18 protein-coding genes and 1 pseudogene are annotated in these 22,942 nt (G+C 33.5%); 12 read left to right on the top strand and 7 right to left on the bottom strand.

The annotated features are described in order from the left end of the window. Nucleotides 1–14 precede the first annotated feature (14 nt). The 3 genes from CW751_RS03450 (at nt 15) to CW751_RS03440 (ending at nt 4,597) form a co-directional block, all read left to right on the top strand. A complete protein-coding gene (locus CW751_RS03450) occupies nt 15–2,261 on the top strand; it encodes a RelA/SpoT family protein (protein ID WP_101333608.1) in 2,247 nt (748 codons plus the stop codon). Nucleotides 2,262–2,489: 228 nt separating this feature from the next. Then, nucleotides 2,490–3,734, top strand: coding sequence for a metallophosphoesterase (locus CW751_RS03445; RefSeq protein ID WP_101333607.1), 1,245 nt, complete (start codon nt 2,490–2,492; stop codon nt 3,732–3,734). Between the two features lie 428 nt (nt 3,735–4,162). Beyond that, nucleotides 4,163–4,597 (top strand): hypothetical protein, encoded by a 435-nt coding sequence (locus tag CW751_RS03440; protein WP_133122111.1) that lies wholly within the window; start codon nt 4,163–4,165, stop codon nt 4,595–4,597. A gap of 183 nt (nt 4,598–4,780) precedes the next feature. Here the strand turns inward: CW751_RS03440 and CW751_RS03435 are convergent, their stop codons facing one another. After that, on the bottom strand, nt 4,781–5,590 hold the full coding sequence (locus CW751_RS03435) for an SDR family oxidoreductase (protein WP_101333605.1): 810 nt from the start codon (nt 5,588–5,590) through the stop codon (nt 4,781–4,783). 256 nt (nt 5,591–5,846) lie between these two features. Here CW751_RS03435 and CW751_RS03430 point away from each other — a divergent pair, with 256 nt between their 5' ends. The 3 genes from CW751_RS03430 (at nt 5,847) to CW751_RS03420 (ending at nt 9,442) form a co-directional block, all read left to right on the top strand. Next, nucleotides 5,847–6,311 (top strand): Fur family transcriptional regulator, encoded by a 465-nt coding sequence (locus tag CW751_RS03430; protein ID WP_101333604.1) that lies wholly within the window; start codon nt 5,847–5,849, stop codon nt 6,309–6,311. Between the two features lie 232 nt (nt 6,312–6,543). Next, a complete protein-coding gene (locus tag CW751_RS03425; protein WP_101333603.1) occupies nt 6,544–7,818 on the top strand; it encodes an adenylosuccinate synthase in 1,275 nt (424 codons plus the stop codon). A 16-nt stretch (nt 7,819–7,834) separates the two neighbouring features. Next, complete coding sequence (locus CW751_RS03420) at nt 7,835–9,442, top strand: OstA-like protein (RefSeq protein ID WP_101333602.1); 1,608 nt, start codon at nt 7,835–7,837, stop codon at nt 9,440–9,442. Between the two features lie 14 nt (nt 9,443–9,456). Here CW751_RS03420 and CW751_RS03415 read toward each other — a convergent pair whose 3' ends face one another. The 4 genes from CW751_RS03415 to recF all read right to left on the bottom strand — a co-directional run bounded on the left by CW751_RS03415 (nt 9,457) and on the right by recF (nt 12,204). Next, nucleotides 9,457–10,479 carry a lipopolysaccharide biosynthesis protein gene (locus tag CW751_RS03415; RefSeq protein ID WP_101333601.1) on the bottom strand — a complete coding sequence of 341 codons (1,023 nt, stop codon included), beginning with the start codon at nt 10,477–10,479 and terminating at the stop codon, nt 9,457–9,459. Nucleotides 10,480–10,487: 8 nt separating this feature from the next. Beyond that, complete coding sequence (locus tag CW751_RS03410; RefSeq protein WP_205677775.1) at nt 10,488–10,661, bottom strand: hypothetical protein; 174 nt, start codon at nt 10,659–10,661, stop codon at nt 10,488–10,490. Between the two features lie 107 nt (nt 10,662–10,768). Then, on the bottom strand, nt 10,769–11,071 hold the full coding sequence (locus CW751_RS03405; protein ID WP_101333599.1) for a DUF721 domain-containing protein: 303 nt from the start codon (nt 11,069–11,071) through the stop codon (nt 10,769–10,771). Further along, the gene (gene recF / locus CW751_RS03400) at nt 11,068–12,204 is read right to left on the bottom strand and encodes a DNA replication/repair protein RecF (protein ID WP_101333598.1); all 1,137 of its coding nucleotides are present in this window, start codon (nt 12,202–12,204) and stop codon (nt 11,068–11,070) included. Before recF ends, CW751_RS03405 begins: the two co-directional genes overlap by 4 nt. A gap of 148 nt (nt 12,205–12,352) precedes the next feature. Between recF and CW751_RS03395 the strand changes: the two genes are divergently transcribed. The 4 genes and pseudogenes from CW751_RS03395 to CW751_RS03380 all read left to right on the top strand — a co-directional run bounded on the left by CW751_RS03395 (nt 12,353) and on the right by CW751_RS03380 (nt 16,154). Next, a complete protein-coding gene (locus CW751_RS03395) occupies nt 12,353–12,994 on the top strand; it encodes a tetratricopeptide repeat protein (protein WP_101333597.1) in 642 nt (213 codons plus the stop codon). Nucleotides 12,995–12,996: 2 nt separating this feature from the next. Then, a complete protein-coding gene (gene ribH / locus CW751_RS03390) occupies nt 12,997–13,485 on the top strand; it encodes a 6,7-dimethyl-8-ribityllumazine synthase (RefSeq protein ID WP_101333596.1) in 489 nt (162 codons plus the stop codon). Between the two features lie 10 nt (nt 13,486–13,495). Then, nucleotides 13,496–14,881, top strand: coding sequence for a phosphoglucosamine mutase (gene glmM / locus CW751_RS03385; RefSeq protein ID WP_101333595.1), 1,386 nt, complete (start codon nt 13,496–13,498; stop codon nt 14,879–14,881). Nucleotides 14,882–15,006: 125 nt separating this feature from the next. Then, nucleotides 15,007–16,154 (top strand): annotated as a pseudogene (locus CW751_RS03380) (cysteine desulfurase family protein). Between the two features lie 308 nt (nt 16,155–16,462). On the opposite strand, the gene CW751_RS03375 reads toward CW751_RS03380, so the two are convergent. Continuing rightward, on the bottom strand, nt 16,463–18,064 hold the full coding sequence (locus CW751_RS03375) for a VWD domain-containing protein (protein ID WP_101333594.1): 1,602 nt from the start codon (nt 18,062–18,064) through the stop codon (nt 16,463–16,465). A gap of 263 nt (nt 18,065–18,327) precedes the next feature. Between CW751_RS03375 and CW751_RS03370 the strand changes: the two genes are divergently transcribed. Then, nucleotides 18,328–19,791, top strand: coding sequence for an MltF family protein (locus CW751_RS03370; protein ID WP_133122110.1), 1,464 nt, complete (start codon nt 18,328–18,330; stop codon nt 19,789–19,791). 261 nt (nt 19,792–20,052) lie between these two features. Here CW751_RS03370 and CW751_RS03365 read toward each other — a convergent pair whose 3' ends face one another. Continuing rightward, on the bottom strand, nt 20,053–20,901 hold the full coding sequence (locus tag CW751_RS03365) for a DUF2911 domain-containing protein (protein WP_101333592.1): 849 nt from the start codon (nt 20,899–20,901) through the stop codon (nt 20,053–20,055). Nucleotides 20,902–21,146: 245 nt separating this feature from the next. Here CW751_RS03365 and CW751_RS03360 point away from each other — a divergent pair, with 245 nt between their 5' ends. Next, nucleotides 21,147–22,826 (top strand): RluA family pseudouridine synthase, encoded by a 1,680-nt coding sequence (locus CW751_RS03360; RefSeq protein WP_101333591.1) that lies wholly within the window; start codon nt 21,147–21,149, stop codon nt 22,824–22,826. Nucleotides 22,827–22,942 lie beyond the last annotated feature (116 nt).

Here is a 22,942-nt window from a genome sequence, read left to right as displayed (position 1 = left end):
TTAATAAAAACTGAGTGGAAAATAAGCCAGAAATTGATTTAGAACAAGAGCGTAAAGAAATTCTTAACGCTTTTAGAAGTTTATTGCGTGTAACCAAAAACAATCGAACACGTGAGGAAACAAAACAAATTCGTAAAGCTTTTGATGTTGCTGTAGAAGCACATAAAGACATGCGTCGTAAATCGGGTGAACCTTATATTTATCACCCGATTGCGGTCGCAAAGATTTGTGCAGAAGAAATGGAATTAGGTCCAACAGCTGTTATTGCAGCCTTATTGCATGACACAGTTGAAGATACCTATATAACTCTGGATGACATCCAGGAATTATTTGGTGATACTGTCATGAAAGTGATTGATGGCTTAACCAAAATCCCTGAAGTTTTTGATGAAAATGTTTCTATTCAAGCGGAAAACTTCAGAAAGATGATTCTTACGATTTCTGATGATTTGCGTGTGGTACTCATAAAGCTTGCAGACCGATTGCATAATATGCGAACCTTGGAAAGTATGCGTCCAGATAAACAATTAAAGATTGCATCTGAAACAAATTTCCTTTACGCACCACTCGCCCACCGATTGGGACTCTATACCATTAAAAGTGAACTCGAGGATTTATGTCTAATGTACATGAATCCACAAGGATATAACGAGGTTAGCAGTAAACTAAAATCCACTCATGCCGTAAGACAAAGGTTTATTCGTCGTTTTACACACCCAATTAAGGAAGCACTTCAAAATGAAGGATATGTTTTCGATATTAAAGCCAGAACAAAATCCATTTCTTCCATTTGGCGGAAAATGAAGAGTAAGAAAGTCCCGTTTGAAGAGGTTTTTGATTTATTTGCGATTCGAATTATTTTGGATACTCCTGAAGAATTAGAAAAACCTGACTGTTGGCGAGTGTACAGTATTGTTACTGATTTTTATCAACCTAATCCAGATCGATTGCGAGATTGGATTTCAACTCCACGTGCCAACGGTTATGAATCCTTGCATACAACAGTTATGAGTCCACAAGGAAAATGGGTTGAGGTTCAAATTCGTTCAGTTCGAATGGACCAAATAGCTGAAAAAGGATTAGCTGCGCATTACAACTATAAGGAGTCAAAAAATGGAGAAAATAAATTTGACCGTTGGATTAGTGAAATCCGTGAGCTCATTGGTAATCACTCCGAAGACGCCATGGATTTCGTAAATGAGTTTAAATTAAACTTATTTAACGATGAAATATATGTATTTACACCACAAGGTGAATTGCGTGTACTTCCAACTGGTGCCACTACCCTAGACTTTGCCTTTGACATTCATACCGATATTGGTCTAAAGTGTATTGGAGCAAAAGTAAACAAACGGTTAGTTCCGCTCAGTCACCAATTAAAAAGCGGTAATCAAGTTGAAATTATTACTTCTAGTAAACAAAAGCCAAATGAAGAATGGTTAAAGTTTGCAATTACTGGACGTGCCAAGCAAAAAATCAAAGCTGCCCTCAACGAGGAACGTAATAGAATAGCTGAAGACGGAAAAGAGATTTTAGATAGAAAGTTTAAACAACATAATATTCGCTTTATCAGTGAAAACATTTCTATTCTTGAAAAATATTACAATGTTTCTACAGCTACTGATTTATATATAAGAATTGCTAAAGGTAAAGTTGATTTAACGAAATTACGCAGTATAAAAAATGTTGCTGGTGTACTAAAAATTGAAAAAGAAGTAAAACCCAAAAAACTTAAATCGTCCTCTGAAATTCAAAAAAGAATTGATAAAAAGAAAGACACACTTGTAATAGGAGATGACTTTAAGGATGTTGATTACGACTTCGCAAAGTGCTGTAATCCATTACCTGGAGATTCAGTTTTTGGTTTTATAACGGTAAGCAACGGAATTAAAATACACAGAACAGACTGTCCCAATGCTGAAAACTTAATGGGGAAAATGAATTATCGTTGTATTACTGCTCGTTGGAAGGATCAAGCTGTGAAACAACATATTGCCAATTTAAAACTCGTGGGAATTGATGATGTGGGAATTGTAAACAAAATCACAGAAATCATCTCTTTTCAACACAATGTGAATATGCGTTCCATTAGTTTTGAATCCATAGACGGTATTTTTGAAGGTAAGATTCAAGTATATGTAATGGATAAATATCATTTAGATGAATTGATCGAAAAGTTTGAAATGACAGAGGGAATTCAGCGTGTAGAAAGATGGGATGATGTAAGCAAAGAAAAAGATGAAGATTACATTAGCGAATAAAATTCATCTTAATGTAAAACTTTTATGCAACATGGATGTTTTGATAGGTAACTGTAAAATAATGCAACACCGTTAAAAATAAGTCATTCTTCTTTTTGATACAATAGTTATAATATGCCCAAAAATAATGATGGACCTTGTTAGTTCACCGAATTTTACCTTAAAGCTGAAAACCTTGTGTTTTCATAATACGTTTATCGTACAACGCGATTACCGAAATAAAAAATAATGAGCTACAGATATATTATTTGGTTTTCCATGATATTGGTATCCTTTGTTTTATTGGATATTTATCTTTGGAAAGGATATAAAAAAACCCTAAAAGAAAAAACATTCAAGTGGTTTAAATGGATTATCCCATTTTCCTCAATTGTTTTCCTAAGTGGATTTGCTATAAATCTATACCGAGGTTCCAACGGAATCTATAACGCAAATCCAATTATCAATGTGTTTTTCGGGATTGCTTTAGGATTTTTCATTGCTAAACTCGTAGCAGCTTTTATTTTATTTTCGGAAGACATCATAAGGGTTATTGCGTTAATTAACATCAAAGTATTTGCACCTAAAGGACAAAAACGCACACTCCCTGGAAGACGAAATTTTGTTAAAACAGTTTCTTTGGGTGTAGCTGCTATTCCAGTTTTGGGAACAATATATGCAGTCACAAAAGGTAAATATAATTTTCATGTTAAACAGCTAAAGCTTGATATGAAAAGACTCCCAAAATCTTTTGATGGTTTAAAAGTAGTTCAGTTTTCTGATTTCCATGCAGGAAGTTTTGATGATGTTAAGGCCGTTGAAGAGGGATTGTCTTTAATCAATGAACAAAAACCTGATGTAATCATGTTCACAGGAGATTTAGTAAACAACAGAGCTGCTGAAATGGAACCATATCTTGATGCGCTGACGCAATTAACTGCAAAATATGGAAAATTTGCGATCTTGGGAAATCACGATTATGGAGATTATATAAAATTTGATAGTCTTCAAGCACGACAAGAGAATCAAGAAGCATTAGCGAACATATTTAAACAAACAGGTTTTACGTTGCTTAAGAATGAAGCAGTTCAAATTAAAGATAACGGAGAGCGTTTCGATATCATCGGTGTGGAAAATTGGGGTCAAGGTCCGTTTCCAAAATATGGTGATATTGATAAAGCTACACAAAATGTATCTAAAGACACGTTCAACATTGTTTTAAGTCACGATCCTGACCATTGGGAAAATGTATTGCGACAGCATCCTTTGCATTTTGATTTAACGTTAAGCGGACATACACATGGGTCACAAGTTGGAGTTGACATCCCTGGTTATCGATGGAGTCCAGTTCAATACCGATACAAAAGATGGTTGGGACATTATACTGAAAACAATCAACATCTTTTTGTCAGTAAAGGCTTTGGTTTCTTAGGTTTTCCAGGAAGAATTGGTATGTCTCCAGAAATTGTAAGTATCACCTTAAAAGCTGTTTAAAAACATAAAAAACAAAAGATAGTTAATAACCTTGGGTAAGGTTTGCATAATTAGAATCGATAAAACACCCAAAAGTCAAAAACATAATTCAAAAGATGTTTAATTAAAACACCAAACGATACTTTCATTCTTATATTCAGCAATTACCCTAAATCAAGCTTAAGCGCTCAACCCACTTCTAGAATAATAATACAATTCTTTTTATTTTTACTTTTTTTACCAAATCGGATCTCAACAAATTAAATAAAACAACTAATTTTAGAGAAAATTTTAATATGACACATTCTAAACTTATATACTCAATACTTGCTATTTTCATTTTCACAGTTGTTTCTGCTCAGGAGCAAACCTCAATTACCGATCAATTTGAAAAGGTTATTGAATCCTCTAATTCGTATCAAAATTTTAAGGTCATAAAAAAAACAGATATGAATACACTACAAAAAAATGTAGTTGATTCTATTAATCTGTTAGAAAGTAAAATCAACAAGGACAAGACAACTATTGAGGAGCAAAAAGCAGCAATAGCGGAAAGATCTAGTACTATCCAAAGTTTAGAAACAGAACTTAACGAAACCCGCAAGAAAGTTGAAAGTATTGAAGTATTAGGCATTCAAACCCATAAAACAGCTTACAATAGCATCATGTGGAGTATTATTATTGTTTTATTTCTACTTGCAGTAATATTGTTTTTAGTATTTAAAAAAGGGAATAACCGCACGAAACTAGCAAAATCAAAATTGCTTGAAACTGAAAATGAATTGCAAGAAGTTCGAAAAAAAGCTTTAGAAAAAGAGCAAATTCTACGCAGAGAATTACAAGATGAAATCAATAAGAATAGTTCACGTAGAGATCCCAATTAATTAAAAGTTGTTATCCTGAAAGTTTACATATTTTCAGGATAACAACTTACAACGTTTCCATTACTTTCTTTTTTACAAAGAAATAAAGCCTAATACTGATCACTATTTCCTTTTTTGTATAAAAGATTATGAGCGTTTCAAGTAAAAAACTGCGGTTGTAAAAGGTGTCACAAAAAAAGGTTGTTATTTGTTGTACTTCAAAATTGAAGGCAACACACCACCATCTACTAATAGATCTGAACCTGACATAAATCGTGATTGTTCACTCAACATGAATTTCACAACATCAGCAATGTCCTCTGGTTCACCTGTTCGATTTAAAGCTGTCATAGATAGAAGTTGTTTTATTTTTTCCGGATGTTCTTCAGCTGCTTTTTTCCCCATCTGTGTCATAATAACGCCTGGAGAGATTGAGTTTACCCTTGCTCCTTTTGCCCCAAAACGCTGGGCATTTTCTTTTGTCAACAACAAAACTCCTCTCTTGGTAAAGTTATACATCATATTTGAATCTTCTTTTACAACATTTTTAATGCTAGAAAAAGAATTTTCCTCAAGTGGATTAGTCAACGCTTCATCATACGCATCACTTGGCGGTACAGTGTGCCCCATCATGGAGGAAAACAATACTATGGAGGCACCTTCATCAACAATATCCAAAACACCATCTAAAATTAAGGCAGTTCCTTTAAGATTTATATTGTAAATCTGCTCCACATCATTTACCGTTTCACTTACTCCGGCTGTATGCACTACTCCACTCAAAGCACCCTGCTTTTTTGTGAAATTCATAAGCGCCTCAACCTCTTCTTTATTGGTAATATCACATTTAAAACCGACTGCATCGAATCCTTGTTTATTGTACGAATCTACTGTTTTCTGAATCACATCATCTGCGTAATCTGAGATAACAAGTTTAAATTCCTTTAAATTTTGTCCTGTAGCGACACCAATGCCACCTGCTCCTCCCGTAATTAAAACTACTTTCTTTTTCATACTTATTTGTTTAATGTTAAATACTAAAAATAAGGATATTAAACCAAAGTCTATGTTACATTAGTACCTTATCTTCAAAAAATGACAAACATTAGTTTTATATGTAAAATCCTTACTAATCACTTCGCAAGGTATTAAATCAGAATAAAAAAGAACCTTAAAAAAATTCGCTGTGCATAACTTCTTTATAAATGTCTACTTTTCTAATTCACTATCTCACAATTTCCTTATTTTTGTGTTTTAATGTGAAAGATGTATGGAAAGCGTGCAAGAAACAGTTAAGAATATTTTTTCGGCATATTTAGAAAAAAACAGTCACAGGAAAACTCCAGAGAGATTTGCTATACTCGAAGAAATTTACAATTATGAAGGACATTTTGATATAGAATCACTTTATATTAAAATGAAAAACAAAAATTACCGTGTATCTCGTGCTACACTATATAATACTATCGATCTTTTATTAGCTTGCAACCTTGTTCGTAAACATCAATTTGGAAAAAACATAGCACAATTTGAGAAATCACATGGCTTTAAGCAGCACGATCATCTTGTACTTACAGATACTGGTGAATTACTTGAGTTTTGCGATCCAAGAATCCAAAACATAAAATCTACCATAGAGGAAGTGTTTGGTGTTAAAATTAATCATCATTCGCTCTACTTTTATGGAGAAAGAAATCCGCAAGCAGATAAAAATAAATCCTCTGATAAATCATAAAGTCGTGGACTTTTCATCTAGAATAAAAATACACAACATTCAGTTTATCCCTGCATCGATGGATAAGTGTTTGACATTGTTAAAGTACTTTTTTTCTTTTTCAAAAACATTAATAATTTCACAGTTACGCTTTGATATAAATGATAAGTATTCTAAAATTCAAAAAATAAATAATTTTAAATATTTCGGTAGATTTATATTCTGCCATTAACCAATTAAATGCACAAGAGGCATGAGTAAAGTAGATGTATTATTAGGATTACAATGGGGTGACGAAGGCAAAGGAAAAATTGTCGATGTCTTAACTCCAAAATATGATATTATTGCGCGTTTTCAAGGCGGTCCAAACGCCGGACACACCTTAGAATTCGATGGTATTAAACATGTTTTACATACCATTCCATCAGGAATCTTCCGTAAAGACACCTTAAATATTGTAGGAAATGGTGTAGTTATCGATCCTGTAATTTTTCAAAAGGAAATAGAAAATTTAGCGCAGTTTAACTTACCGATCAAAGAGACTTTGTTGATTTCAAATAAAGCGCATTTGATTCTGCCAACACACCGTCTTTTAGATGCGGCATCAGAACAAGCCAAAGGAAAGTCAAAAATTGGATCGACGCTTAAAGGAATTGGTCCTACGTATATGGACAAAACAGGTAGAAACGGTTTACGTGTTGGCGATATATTTACTTCAACTTTCAAAGAAAAGTATAACGCTTTGGTAGAGAAGCACAAAGGAATGTTAAAACATTACGAAGGATTTTCGTATGACATTCAAGAGCTTGAGCCTGCCTTTTTTGAAGGAATTGACTTATTAAAATCTTTAACGACGATTGATAGTGAGCACTTCATTAATCAAGCGATGAAGGAAGGAAAAACGATTTTGGCAGAAGGAGCGCAAGGCACACTTTTGGATATTGATTTTGGAAGTTATCCTTTTGTAACATCTTCAAACACCATTACGGCAGGAACGTGTACTGGTTTAGGTGTAGCACCAACAAAAATTGGAGATGTAGTTGGTATTTTTAAGGCATATTGTACACGTGTTGGTTCTGGACCTTTTCCTACAGAATTACACGATGAAGTTGGTGACGAAATCAGAAATGCAGGTGGAGAGTTTGGTGCTACAACCGGACGTCCAAGAAGATGCGGATGGATTGACTTACCTGCATTAAAATATGCAATCATGATCAACGGTGCTTCAGAACTTTCTATGATGAAATCGGACGTATTAGATGGCTTTGATGAAATTAAAGTTTGTACACATTATATCATAGATGGCAAGAAAGTTGATTATTTACCGTTTGATATTACAGATATTGAATTTAAGCCCGTTTATGAGTCAATTAAAGGTTGGAAAACAGATACAACTCAATTAACCTCATTTGCAGATGCACCTCAGGAATTAAAAGATTATGTTTCTTATTTAGAAAAACACCTTGAAGTTCCGATAGAAACTGTTTCTGTAGGTCCTGATAGAAGTCAAACATTAAAAAATAAATGAATCTTTGAATAGATTAATGAACATATTAAAAATTGCGCTTTTTGTTGGAGGCGCAATTTTTTTATTTCCTAAAAACGCACTTAATCAGGAATTTATCGAATTGATAGAAGGTTCTGATGAACTTCGTTTGGATGGTAAAACAGGAAATTATATTGTTAAAGGAAATGTAATCTTTAAAAAAGAAAACACACAACTTTACTGTGATTCAGCCTATTTTAACATTGTTAACAATACAATTCGAGCGTATGGAAATATTCATCTAAATAAGCAAGACACCTTAAACATGTTTTGTGATTCACTATTTTTCGATACGAAAAAAGAATATGCTAAGCTCTATGGAAATGTACGAGTTAGAGATAATGAATATAAATTAACAACTGACTCGTTAGACTACGACATTAAAAAAAACGTAGGAATCTACAAAAACAAGGGAGAAATAACCAGTATTAAATCTAACGATCAACTCAATAGTGTTATAGGTTACTTTTATCCTGAATCAAAGCAATTTAATTTTAGAAACGAGGTAGTTTACAAAAATGATGAGTTTACCGTTACCACTGACACCTTACAGTTTAATGGTTTATCAAAAAAAGCATTTTTCTTTGGTCCTACACATATTATGAATGCTGAAAGCAACATGTATTGTGAAAAAGGCTGGTACAATTTGAATGAAAATGTAGGTGTTTTAGAACAGAACGCTTTCATCGATCGTAATGAACTTTTTATTGCTGCAGACAGTCTTTACTATTCTGCTATTGATAGCATCTACATTGGAAAGTACAATGTCAACATTCTGGACACCACAAATAAGGTTGGATTTAATGGCGATTACGCCATCAACGATGAAAGTAAAAACTTTTCATTTATCACTGGACATGCATTGGCCAAGCGATTTGATGACGAAGACACTTTATATATTCATGCTGATACGCTTTATAACTACCTTGACACAACACGCGCTCCGAAACTATTACAAGCCTTCAACGGGGTTAAAATATTCCGAGGAGATATGCAAGGAGTTTGCGATTCATTGACCTACGATAGAAAATTAGGAGAAATGAATATGTACAAGGCACCTACTCTTTGGGCAAAAAAAGCGCAACTCTCAGGAGATACAATTTCTATTTACGAAGAGAATAACGAAATACAACGTGCTTTTTTAAGAAAAAATGGTTTGGTTATTACGCATGTCGATTCAACCAATTATTATAATCAAGTTGCAGGAACAAGCATGAACGCACTTTTTGATAGCACAGCAATAAGAAGGGTGAATATAGAAGGAAATGCAAAAACGATTTATTTTTTAGAAGAGGAAAATGAAAATGATACCGTCATTATAGTTGAACGTAAAGGGATGAATAGAATTTATGCCTCAAACATTAGTTTAGGGTTTTCAGCTGGAGAAATAGAAACTGCCACCTACCGTGAAAGCCCTGATGGGATGCTATATCCAATGAATGATATAAAAAAAGAGGAAGAACGTGTTGAACAATTTAAATGGAGCATAGATAATCGTCCTTTGAGTTGGCAAGACATGATTTATAGTCCTGAGGAAAAAGAAACCATCATATCTATTTATAGGAATTTAAGTTATTTCAAAAATATTGTTTTTGAACAGCTTTAATATTTCCAAACCACTTATTTTAGCTTCTTAAGATCCATGTTTTTTACAATGATTAATTGCCAAACAATTACAATTGCATACAACATAAACATAATCCAAGAAATAATTTCAATACCAACTACTTCGCTAATCTTTAATAGGTTTAAAATATCGGGTAAAAAAATAAAATACAACACCTGAATAAAAGTCATGAACATACCTACCCAAAAGTACCATCTTAGTTTATGAATAATTGAGGGAACCATTGAAATAGATGATGCGACAAAGTTAGCCATAAGCCACGGCGATAAAGCACCAGCTATTTCTCCTGACAGGTTCCATTGCTCACCAAAAACAAATTCAAAAACTGGTGCTCCGGCAAAGTAGATAATACTAAAGGGAATCATTCCTAAAAAAACCAATGTAATTACTGATTTTCTCAACAATGGATAAATAGCTTTTTTATTGGCATAATCAGCCGATAGACGATTATATAAAACTTGCCCTATCGCAACACCAACCAGAAGCAAAGGGATTTTCAACATTTTATACGCATGATCAAAAGAACCAAATAGGTATGCGCTTAAATAAATGGTTAACAAAAAGGCAATTAACACCTCTCTTGCGCCATCAATCAAGTAATGAGGTAAATTTACTTTAGGAAAATCGCTATATCTGCGGGCTAAAACGATTCTTCTATTTTTTGATTTTATATGTTGTGGTGATTTATAAACTCCTAAGGCATCAAACACATAAATCAAGCTTCCAACAATTAAGCCCAGTAAAGTTGATAAAGCCAATCCAAAAACCCCCATCCCAGCTATACCGGCTAATAATTTAGCTGTATTTGATGTAGCGGAAGTCAATAAGGTTGAAATAGTAATATTTTTAAACCACTTCATTCGAATAGCCCAATGTCTTCCAATATTTATAAACACAGTAAAACCAGTTATTGCAGCAACCAATACGAGATAAAAAAAGAGTTCTGTTGAATTATCCTTCAACAACCAAATTATAAAGGCAGTTACAAAAGAAAGGCTTACGGTCCAAACTAAGATTCTTAGTGTTAACCGATATACATGAAAAGCATGCTCATTTTTTTAGGCAATGGAATAGCAAACTCATATCTTCCAGCTCCAACTACAGCTAAAAACGCAACGATTCGCATGATAAGTCCAAATTCTCCAAAATCCTCAGGCGTGTAGAGTCGAGTGATAAAAGGCATCAAAATATAGCTCACTGCTTGGGCCAGTATTGTTCCAGACGACAATATAAAAGCGGATTTTATCAGCTCAGATTTAAGATTTAATTTAGAGAACAATGACATTTCAATCCTTCAATAAGCAATTATTCAAACCAGATGTCATTAATCATTTCCGTACCTGCAAATTCATTAATTCTTTGAATAATTACATTTCTGCCGTAATGTAATTCATCACGCATTACAGAGGAATTCATTTTTAAATGTAATACCTTATTGGTGATGCGTATTCTTTCTGTACGATTAGCTATTCCTTGCCCCATCAAATCAGGCCAGGCATTTATGACATCCATTTCTTTCATCTTATTGTCTAAGCCCCATGCTCGCATCATTTTATCTATGATTGCGTCAATACCTTTATCTTTTTGATTGCGATCTTTTTCATTCATTCTACCGTAACTTTATTTTTGGATTCTTCAATGATGTTGTCTTTAATAAAGAACGATTTGTAATCAATGCCATTTTTAGAAAAAATTTCATCTATTCGTTCTTGGTCAGTATCTGTTATCAGTACCTGTCCAAAATCTTGATCACTTACCATTTGCATTAAACGCTCTACCCTTTCATTATCTAATTTATCGAAAATATCATCTAATAGCAAAACAGGTTTTAACTTTAATCGAGAGAGTAACCACTCGTATTGTGCCAATTTCAGAGCTATTAGATAAGTTTTTTGTTGTCCTTGAGAGCCAAATTTTTTTATGGGATGATCTTTAATTGTAAAAATGAAATCATCTTTATGAACTCCAACAGTTGTATATTGCCTTCTTTGGTCTTGACTTTGGGCTTCTTCAAGTAATTCTTCGAAAGACTTATCAAAAAGTTGAGAGCGATAGGATAGATTAACTTCTTCTTTACTTCCAGACAACCAATTATAATATTTTTGAAAAATAGGAATAAACTCTTCTATGGTTTTTTTTCTTGCTTCATGAATAACTTTCCCACATTCAATTAACTGTTCATCCCAAACACTTATACTTTCATTATCAAAAAAGCCATAGCTGGACATGTTTTTTAGCAAGGCATTCCTTTGGTTAAGCACCTTACCATATTTAATTAATTGTGACAAAAAATTGCGATCGAATTGAGAAATTATTCCATCCATCCATTTCCTTCTGATTTCACTTCCCTCTAAAATCAAATTGCGATCATAGGGTGAAATCATCACCGTTGGAAACTGTCCTATATGGTCTGCGAGTTTCTCATAAGTCACTTTATTCTTTTTGAAAACCTTTTTTTGACCTTTTTTTACACCACAATATATTTGATCGACCTCATTTTTTTTATTCCACGAGCTTTGAATTACAAAAAAAGACGCATCAAATAAAATATTTTGACGATCAACAGGATTCAAGTATGATTTACACATACTTAAATAATAAACGGCATCTAAAACATTGGTTTTTCCCGCACCATTTTCCCCAATAAAACAATTGATATCAGGCGAAAGTGATAAGTCAGCTTGTTTATAATTTTTAAAATTAACTAAGCTCAATTTGGAAACAAAAACATGATTATTCACGCCATAAAGTTAATTAAAATGAAAGGATTTATTCATTTTTAACCCCATAAAGAATAATAAAATTAGTTCTCAACAAAGTACTTTTCATAAATTGTTGGCTTTGCATCAAAAAAAAACTTATTTTTGCATTCGCTTAAAACAGCTAATTATGAGTGAAAATATAACAAAAGAAGAAATTATCGAACAATTTAAGGGGAACAAGATCCTTAAATTCACGACGTATGCCGTTGGAGGTATAGCTATCATTGTGCTTGCTGTACTTGCATACCAACAATTTATTGTTGCTCCAAATCAAGCAGAGTCAGAAAAAGCAATTGCAAATGGAGTTTTGTATCTTGAAAATGATTCAACACAAATGGCAATCAATGAGTTTGAAGCCTTAGTAAGTGAATATGATGGCTATAAAGGTGGAGAGGTTTCTCAATATGCATTAGGGAATATGTATTTTGAACAAGGTGATTATGAAGCAGCTTTGAACGAACTAAAAGGCGTTAAGCTAGAAGACTCCTATTTGATGACCTTAGCAATTGGAACACAAGGAGATTGTTATTCAGAACTAGGCGATTATAAAAGTGCTGTGGAAATGTATGTTAAAGCAGCAACACGAATTGATAACGAAGCAACTACTCCATTATATTATTACAAAGCTGGATTAAACGCTGAGGAAGCAGGAGATTTTTCAAAAGCAGCCGAGTATTATAAAGTTATTAAGGACAATTTCTTATCATTTTCTAATCAAAAAGGAATTGACAAATACATTACACGAGCAGAGAACTCAATAATTGAATAGTTGTGGCTACAATAAATAAGAATTTATCACATTACGATAAAAATAGTATTCCAAACGGTGCCGATTTTAAAGTCGGCATTGTTGTTTCTGAATGGAACGATAATATCACCCTAAACCTTCTAAAAGGAGCAAAAGAAGCACTAATAGAAAATGGCGTAAAGGAAGATAATATACACGTTCATTTTGCACCAGGATCTTTTGAACTTTCTCTAGGTTCTCAATGGCTTCTTGAAAAAGATGAAATTGATGGAGTTGTCGCAATTGGCTCTGTTATTCAAGGCGAAACAAAACATTTTGACTTTGTTTGCGATGCAACTGCTCAAGGAATAAAAGATGTGGGATTAAAATACAATAAACCCGCAATATTTTGCGTATTAACAGACAATACGATGCAACAAGCTATAGATCGATCAGGTGGAAAACACGGAAATAAAGGAATTGAAGCAGCTATAGCTTGTTTAAAAATGATACAGTTAAAAAAGACAATCTAAAACTTAAAACGTGACTTTAATTAAATCTATATCTGGAATTCGAGGTACTATTGGTGGAAAGGTAGGTGAAGGACTTTCTCCGCTTGACATTGTTAAATTTTCTGCGGCTTTTGGTACTTGGTTACAAAATGAAAATAATGCAAAACAATTAAGTCTAGTTATCGGTCGTGATGCACGAATCTCTGGTCCAATTGTAAACGATTTAGTAATCTCGACGCTTAGAAGCTTAGGTATTAATGTTATTGATCTTGGTTTATCCACTACTCCAACAGTAGAAATGGCTGTTACAATGGAAAAAGCGCATGGCGGTATCATTATTACTGCGAGTCACAATCCTAAAGAATGGAATGCTTTAAAGTTACTAAATGGAAATGGAGAATTTATTTCTGCTGAAGATGGTGAAAAAGTTTTAAACATTGCTGATGCAGAAGCTTTTGACTTTGCGCACGTTGATAAATTGGGTAAATTAGAAGTAAAAGAAGATTATATCCAAAAACACATTGATGCTATTTTAAAACTTCCTTATGTTGATGTTTCGGCTATTAAGAAAGCTAATTTTAGTATCGTTGTTGACGCGGTAAACTCTACAGGGGGAATCGCTGTACCCTTGTTATTAGATGCATTAGGTGTAAAATCGGTTATAGGAATACATTGTGAACCTACAGGCCACTTTGCGCATAATCCAGAGCCTCTGCCTGCACATTTAACAGATTTATCTAAAGCCATAATAAGTCATAAGGCTGACTTAGGAATAACTGTTGATCCGGATGTTGACCGATTAGCTATGGTTTGTGAAGACGGCTCAATGTTCGGAGAGGAGTATACACTAGTTGCCGTTGCTGATTATGTACTTTCAAAAAAAGGTGGTGCGACAGTTTCAAATCTATCTTCTACTCGAGCGCTGCGTGATATCACTGAAAAGTATGGATATACACATCATGCTTCTGCTGTTGGTGAGGTTAACGTTGTTGAGAAAATGAAAAACGTAAACGCTGTTATAGGTGGAGAAGGAAATGGTGGTGTTATTTTGCCAGAGCTTCATTACGGTAGAGATGCTTTGGTTGGAATTGCATTATTTTTGACTCATTTAGCACATAAAAACATAAAAGTTTCAGAATTAAGAGATAGTTATCCAAAATACACGATTTCTAAAAATAAAATTCAATTAAGTCCGGAAACAAACGTAGATCAAGTCCTAATTCAAATGTCTGAAAAATATAGTCAGCAAGAAGTTGACTCTACAGATGGTGTAAAGATTTATTTTGATAAGGAATGGGTACACCTAAGAAAAAGTAACACTGAGCCAATTATTCGCGTTTACGCAGAAAGCAAAAACAATTCAAAAGCAGATGAACTCGCGCAGCACATAATGTCTGAAATCGAGACAATTCTCTAACCTATTTTTATTTATAAATAAGAATACAAGAATAGCCTAATTTTGATGACCATAATACGTCAAAAACAGTATGATTTACCGTATTTTGTAAAGCCAAAATAAATTCGATAAAAATCAAATTCAGCATGAAAAAAGTATATTTAGATAATGCAGCAACCACTCCCATTGCTCCTGAGGTTGTTGATGAAATGATTCCATATTTAAAAAATGAATTCGGGAACCCCTCCTCAACACATTCCTTTGGTCGTAAGGCAAAAGGTACGATTGAGACTGCGAGAAGGAAAGTTGCGGAACATATCAATGCTGTGCCATCAGAAATCATCTTTACATCTGGAGGAACAGAAGCTGATAATATGGTTTTTAATATCGCTGTTCACGAATTAGATGTTAAGCGAATTATTACCTCAGAAATAGAACATCATGCCGTTATTCATACCATTGAAAGTACGTGTAAAAAAATGACACAGAATTTGCGCTTGTAAATTTAGATGATTCAGGAAGTGTAGATTTAAATCATTTAGAAGAACTTTTATCGGAGAGCAATGAAAAAACGCTTGTGTCACTAATGCATGGCAACAATGAAATAGGAAACTTGCTAGATCTTCAAAAAGTAAGTCAGATGTGTAGAACACACAATGCTTATTTCCATTCTGATACAGTACAAACAATGGCCCATTATCCTTTCGATTTAAAAACACTGGATATTGATTTTATCACATGTGCCGCACATAAATTTCATGGTCCAAAAGGCGTTGGATTTTTATATATCAATAAGAATATCAAAGGTCTTCCTTTTATTCATGGTGGTGCACAAGAACGGGGTTTACGAGGCGGAACTGAAAACCTTTATGGAATTGTTGGTTTAGCAAAAGCCATGGATATTGCTTATGAGGATTTATCGACACATCAAGAACATGTGCAAGGTTTAAAAACATATATGATAAACAGCTTAAAAGAGAGTATTAACGGTGTGAAATTTCATGGAGATATTAGACCTGAGAATAGTTTATACACCGTACTTAATGTATGTTTACCAAAAACATCAAAAGCTGCAATGTTATTGTTTACTTTAGATTTAAAAGGAATTGCTTGCTCTGGAGGTTCAGCTTGTTCATCAGGAAGTAATAAAGGATCTCATGTTTTAGAAGGGATAAATGCAGATACCTCACGTCCGAATGTACGTTTTTCATTCTCAAGATACACGAAAAAAGACGATATTGATTTTGCTGTTGCAACATTAAAAGAAGCTTTTGAAAAAGAGCTTGTTGATTAGACATTAAGTTTTAACATCAATTATTTTATTTGGTTACCAAGATAAGTCGTAATTATTAAAAAAAGATTCCTCGTCGCCCCGAGTTCTCGCAACTCCATTTGAATGACAGGTTTTTGTTGGCTTGGCTGGGGTAAAATTTAACACTAGATAAAATTAGTTGATACGATTCTCGGCTGTAATTATTGAAAAATCACAACCTTAAAACTAATGATTAACGATCTATCATGGTAGCCCAGTTATTTTAATTAAAAAAGAGGCACTCCAATGGATGTACCTCTTTTCTCTTCTAATTGTATTAATTAAATTATTTATCTTGGATCTGGAGCTGATCGTGTACCGGGTTTGCTTCTTGTTCCAGGTTTACTTCTAGTTCCAGGTTTTGTTCTCGTATTCGGTCTTTGCTGCGTCTGTGGTTTTTTTCTTCGCGTTGTATGACGTGGCTGCGGTTGTGTAACAACACGAGGCTTTCTAGGTTTTTGTACCTGAGAGTTTCTATCACTTTTATCATTACCGCTATCCGCTTTTCGATCAGATGTCCTGTTATTTGCAGGTGTTGTATTATTATCATTCGCATTTCCATTTGTTCGATTAGCACTTCTATCATTGCTACCTTCATCTACCTGATCTTCCGGATCAATACCCGCATAGGCAAAGTCAAAAACAGTATTGTAAATATCATCATTTTGAATACCGGCTTCCCTTGACCTCTGTCTTGCTTCAGCAATTTGTTGATCAGACGCATCTGCTAATGTAACACATCTTGACGGATACCTAATTTCATCGGGGATATCAGTCATTTTCATGGCAAAAAGAGAAGTCAAACTATCTAATTCAAAAACATCTCCAAAGGTATAAGCCAAATATTCACAAGACTTAGCTTTTCTTTCAAGCACATCAGGAGACTTTCTAGCTTCACCAAAAAGTTCATCTTCCGAGTAAACAGAACGGTCGTTGTTAATATCTGTTGTATCATCAACAACCAAATCATTTTTTTCACCATCATTATTTCCTAAAAGTCCAAAATAGTCATTTCTACAACTTGGTACTTCAACATAAACTTGGTAAAGGACATTACGGTAATTATTTTCCTCACCTTTATTTCTACCAAAACTAAAATTCCTTATAATGGCAATTCTCATTTTTTCTCCTGTAGGCCAATTTACAACATAACGATCACCTTTTATATGTCTATTAGCTTGCTTTTTAGGCGTTTTATTTAATCGCAGCGTTCCTCCATTATCAAGATTAATAGTTGCATCTCTATCATGAATCAATTCGCCATTGATATATACTTCGCCATCAAGTGGCGTTTTGGTACCTCTAAATTCAATAATATCTCCGTTTACATGTGCCACTACTCCACTGTTTAATGACCATGGGCTATTTGCAGCACGTCTAAATAATTGCGTTTGAATTTCGAAGGTTTCATCTTTAGATTTTGACAATAAATAGTCTCCTGCATTTTGAAAATCATAACGTTCTCCATCAAAAGTTAACATGTGTGGTTCACCAGTTGAAGATCCTTTGTCGACGCCACAATTAGATGTTTCTAAATAATCTATCCACTCTTGCCAGTAATAAGCGTCTCTTTCTCCTCTTTTAGCGGCTTTTTCATTTTCAAGCTCGGTAGACGCGATTCTTTTTAATCTTTTCTTTCGATCAAGGTGCATGCCGCTTAATAATTGATAAGGTGTTTTAAACAATCCTGCTGGTCGTTCAGGTTGTTGAGATTCCATTACAATAGCATTCATACTTTCGTATAAATAAGGACCAGCTTTATGATCCCATGCTTCTAAAATTTCTTTGATATGCTCAGAGTCTTGTTGCTTAAATTGAGCATATTGTGCCTGAGCTTTAAATTGTAAGCTCATCAGAATAATGCTAAATAATAGTAGTTTTAAGTTCTGCATAATAATAATTTTTAAGTTCTAACGGGAGTAATTACAAATTGCGTTCCAAAAACAAATTTAATAATTTACACCCTTAAAATATTTTAAAAAAAAAGAAACACATTTAAGCATAAACAAACCTTTTAAACTAATAATAAGAAGGTTAAAAAAAATAAATTTTGTTATTTAAGTAAGATTTCAATTTAATTTAAGCATTTTTTGCTATCAATCGTAAACCAATCATTCTTTTTTTTATTATCTTTAAAATTCATTAAACCCATAATTTGACGCTAAACTTAAAACATATTCCAGCATTTTTCATTTCAACAGGCATATTTGTAATGTGTTTATTGAGTTGTCAAAACACTACTGAATCAGAGCAAGAACTAATAGGAAAAGCTGAAATTGAGCAACAAGATGATCTCGGTGAAATTTTAAATAAAAATAAATTAACTGTATTAGCGGAGAATAGTGCTACAAGCTATTTCATATATAAAGGTCATAAAATGGGGCTCGAATATGAAATTCTTAATGAGTTTGCCAAGGAAATTGGTGTGAAGTTAGAAGTTAAGGTCGTCAAAGACTTAGATGAAATTACGACCATGCTCAATGAAGGAAAGGGTGATCTTATAGCATGTCATTACACAGTTACAAAAGATCGTAAACGAAAAATTGACTTTTCTTTACCCATTTTACGAAGTGCACAAGTTTTGGTTCAAAAGAAACCAAGAGATTGGAGATCCAGAAGAAAAAAAGATTGGGAAAAAGAAATTATTCGTGATCCCGCTGAACTATCACGAAAAGAAGTTCATATCTGGAAAAATTCAAGTTATTATGATCGTTTGGTTAATTTGCAAAACGAATTAGGAGATACTATTGTTTTGAAGCCTCTTAGCGGAGATGTAATCCCTGAAGATGCTATTGAGATGGTAAATAAGGAGTTTATACAATATACTGTAGTTGATGATAATGTTGCTAAAATTAATCAACGCTATTATCCTGATATTGATACGGAGTTAGAAATAAGTGTAAAGCAAAAAATAGCCTTTGGTGTTCGTAAGTCATCTCCACTGCTCAGGAAGAAATTAAATGCTTGGCTCGTTGATTTCATGAAAAGCTCTACTTTTAATTACATCAAACATAAGTATTTGAATATTTCAACTTACACTTCGCGCTCCAAAAGTAATTACTCCTCAATTGGTGGCTCCAAAATATCACCATACGATAAAATTATTAAGCGCGTTTCTGAGAAGTATGCATGGGATTGGAGATTAATTTCTGCCTTAATATATCAAGAGTCTCAATTTCGCTTAAATCAACAATCGTGGGCTGGCGCTTATGGTTTAATGCAATTTATGCCTTCGGTTGGTCCTACTTTTGGTGTCTATCCTGATTCTCCTCCCTCTGTCCAAATTGATGGTGGTATCAGAAAGATTACGAAAAATTATAAAGAATGGGAAAGTATACCTGATTCTACACAACGCGTTAAGTTTGCTTTTGCTACTTACAATGCTGGAATTGGTCATGTCCTTGATGCTCAAAGATTGACAAAAAAATACGGGAAAGATCCTTTGGTTTGGGACGATAATGTTGAATTATTTATCCAAAAATTGTCAGAGCCTAAGTATTATCATGACCCTGTTTGTTATTATGGGTACATGCGCGGTAGTGAAACCTACAATTATGTTGAATCAATATTTATTAGATATACTGAATACAAAACCGCATTTCCTGAAGAAGATGAATAAACAAAATGTTCTGAATCATAAATTGCGTATTCAAACCTAATTGAACGTCTAATAACAAGCTTAAGTCAAAAATACAAATTGATTTTAACTAACTGGATTTTTATTCTCCATAAGCAAAGGAGTAATTAAAATAAATCACCTTAAAAACAAATCTCATCTGTAACAACAAAAAGTCAGTTTCCTTAATCAAAAAAGGCTTTCTCAAAAGCAAACAACTGCAATTAAGAAAGCCTTAATCAATGGCAAATAAAATGGTAAGTGTTATTTACTCCACTCCTTGATTGATTTCTCGTTTTTTCTAACATACTCTTCGCTACCCGCAGCCTTAGCCATTTCTAAGGATTTTTTAGCAGTAGAAATTGCCTTTTCATTTTCACCATTTGCATGTAGAATTAATGCTTTTTTTCTTATGTAATAAAAAGGTGCATTATCATTCATTTCAATAGCTTTATTCATATATGTCAATGCATTTTCAAGATCTGCATTAACATTTAATAAATAACTTGCTGCGTTATAATAATCCCTTTCAGTAGGTTCTTCTGAACTCATCGTTTCTTTAATTGATTCTCTGGTCAATTTATCTGTAGGAAGTTTAATATGAATTGGTAAATATGTTTTACCCCACGCAATTGTCATATCAAATTTATCAATGTTTAAATTTTCAAAAGCAACTGTAAAAGTTTCAACTGTATGAGGTGTTTTTTTGGATTCTACACCAATTTTAGCAACCACCTTCTTATCGTTCCATTCTTTTGGAACCCCCCAATTGTTCGTATCATCGTAAAGAAAGATGGTCCACTCCTTCTCTCCAGGTATTGCGAAAATTGCATATTCTCCTGCTTTAACATCAACTCCACCAAAAACTACATCTGTATCGAAAGATAATGTTGAGTTCTTATTTGCACCAAAACGCCACATTTTATCAACGGGAATAATTTCCTTATACATGTCTCTTCCTCTTAATGATGGACGAGAATAGGTCAACTCGAACTCTGTTAAACCTACAGTTTGCTCAATTTCTGCTTTTGGACTTAATGCTGGCGTGTTCACTTGAGCCATAGTACACCAACTTAGTGCAATACTTCCTAATAAAAACAATGTTTTTTTCATAATAATTTATTTTTAAACAAATATAAAAATTCAAAGGAGACAGAAATATTTAATGGTAGAGATAAACTTAAATTGTAGTTAAAAGAACATAAATAAAAAACCAAAGAAGTTAAACAAAAATATTAAGTGCGATTTAATTTAATGGAGAAACCCTAAGATTAATTTTGATTTCACTAGATATCGTTCAATGTTTTCGCCCAATAGCAAGCTTTTTTATTTGTACATTTGCCAAAAACAATGGAAAAATGCATAACCCAAGCAAATTTATTTCATTTCAGGAAGATATAAGTAAATACCCGCTTCCTGATAAATTTACATATCCTTTTTACTATCAACCCCATCCCTTAGCAGTATTAGCAAGTAAAGAATTACAAACCATTATAAAAAATAAAAATTGGGAACATAATTTTGGGTTAGCGCAAAATGTTAAAGGATTAGAAATAGGGAAAATGTTTGGTGTTTTAGTAGTTAAAAATACTGCTGGTGAACTCGGTTATTTGGCCGCATTTTCTGGTAAATTAGCCAACACTAACCATCACAAATATTTTGTACCTCCCGTATTTGATATGCTTACAGATGGCAGTTTTTTCTTGGAAGGTGAGGAGAAAATTAATGCAATAAACACACGTATTTCGGAGATTGAAGAAAACACTTCCTTTCAAAAGTTAAATGCAGAATTAACTAATTTGAAAAATACTTGTGCAATCGAAGAGGAACAGTTTCGTGAAAAAATGAGAAAAGCCAAAGCCGAACGTAAATCAAAAAGATCTGAAGGCCAGAAAAATTTAAATTTAAAAGAATATGAAAGTTTAAAAGTTTCCTTAGCTAAAGAAAGCGTTGCTTATAAAAATAGTCTGAATGATTTAAAAAAGAAAAACCAGCAAGCCATATCAAAAATAGAAAAACAACTTACAACATATAATACCGAATTACAACAACTTTTATCCAAAAGAAAACAGGACTCATCAACTTTACAAGCTAAACTTTTTAAAGCTTATACCTTTCTTAATGCTAAAGGTGAAAGAAAAGCGCTGCTTGATATATTTCAAGAAACGGCATTTAAGAAACCTCCAGCTGGTGCTGGCGAATGTGCTGCCCCAAAACTTTTACATTATGCTTTTAAAAACAGATTAAAGCCAATAGCTATGGCTGAATTTTGGTGGGGTGCTCCTCCTGGAACTGAAATTCGTAAACACAAACAATATTATCCAGCTTGTTTGGGAAAATGCAAGCCTATTCTTTCACACATGTTAAAAGGTATGCAAGTGGATGAAAACCCTTTACTGAAAAACCCTGGGGCAAATAAGACGATTAAAACAATTTATGAAGATGAGTTTATACTCGTTGTTAATAAACCACACGATTTGCTTTCAGTACCTGGAAAAGAAATCTATGACTCTGTTTATGCAAGAATTAAAAAACAGTACCCTGATGCAAAAGGACCTCTTCTAATTCATCGTTTAGACATGTCAACCTCGGGTTTACTGATAATCGCAAAAGATCTAGAGTCACACAAAAAACTACAAGAACAGTTTATAAAACGAAAAGTAAAAAAATCATACACCGCGTTATTAGACGGATATTTAAAAACTACCGAAGGTATAATTGATCTTCCTCTAGCGATGGATGTGTTGGATCGACCTCGGCAAAAAGTTGATTTTGAAAATGGAAAATCAGCAAGAACAACATACAAAGTGATAGAACGTAAGAAAGGGAAAACCCGAATTGAACTGACTCCTGTTACTGGTCGTACACACCAATTACGTGTTCATTGTGCGCATTCCAAGGGTTTAAATATGCCCATATTAGGCGATGATTTGTATGGAAACTTAGCTGATCGTCTATATCTACATGCTACAACTTTAGAAATTGTACATCCGCAACACAATACAACTTTATTTTTTGAAGCACCTCCCTCTTTTTGATTAACAAACATGTTAAAGCTAAAAAAAACCAAGCATTTAATAATTGATGCTCAATTTTGGGGTAGAATTTTAGGCAAAAAACAATAAATGCGCATAAACGAGCCTGTGTTCTTATT

The sequence above is a fragment of the Brumimicrobium salinarum genome, from assembly GCF_002844555.1.
Taxonomy (GTDB): domain Bacteria; phylum Bacteroidota; class Bacteroidia; order Flavobacteriales_D; family Crocinitomicaceae; genus Brumimicrobium; species Brumimicrobium salinarum.
The sequence above is the reverse complement of the archived record's forward strand: the minus strand, read 5'-3'. Positions and strand labels throughout refer to the sequence as shown.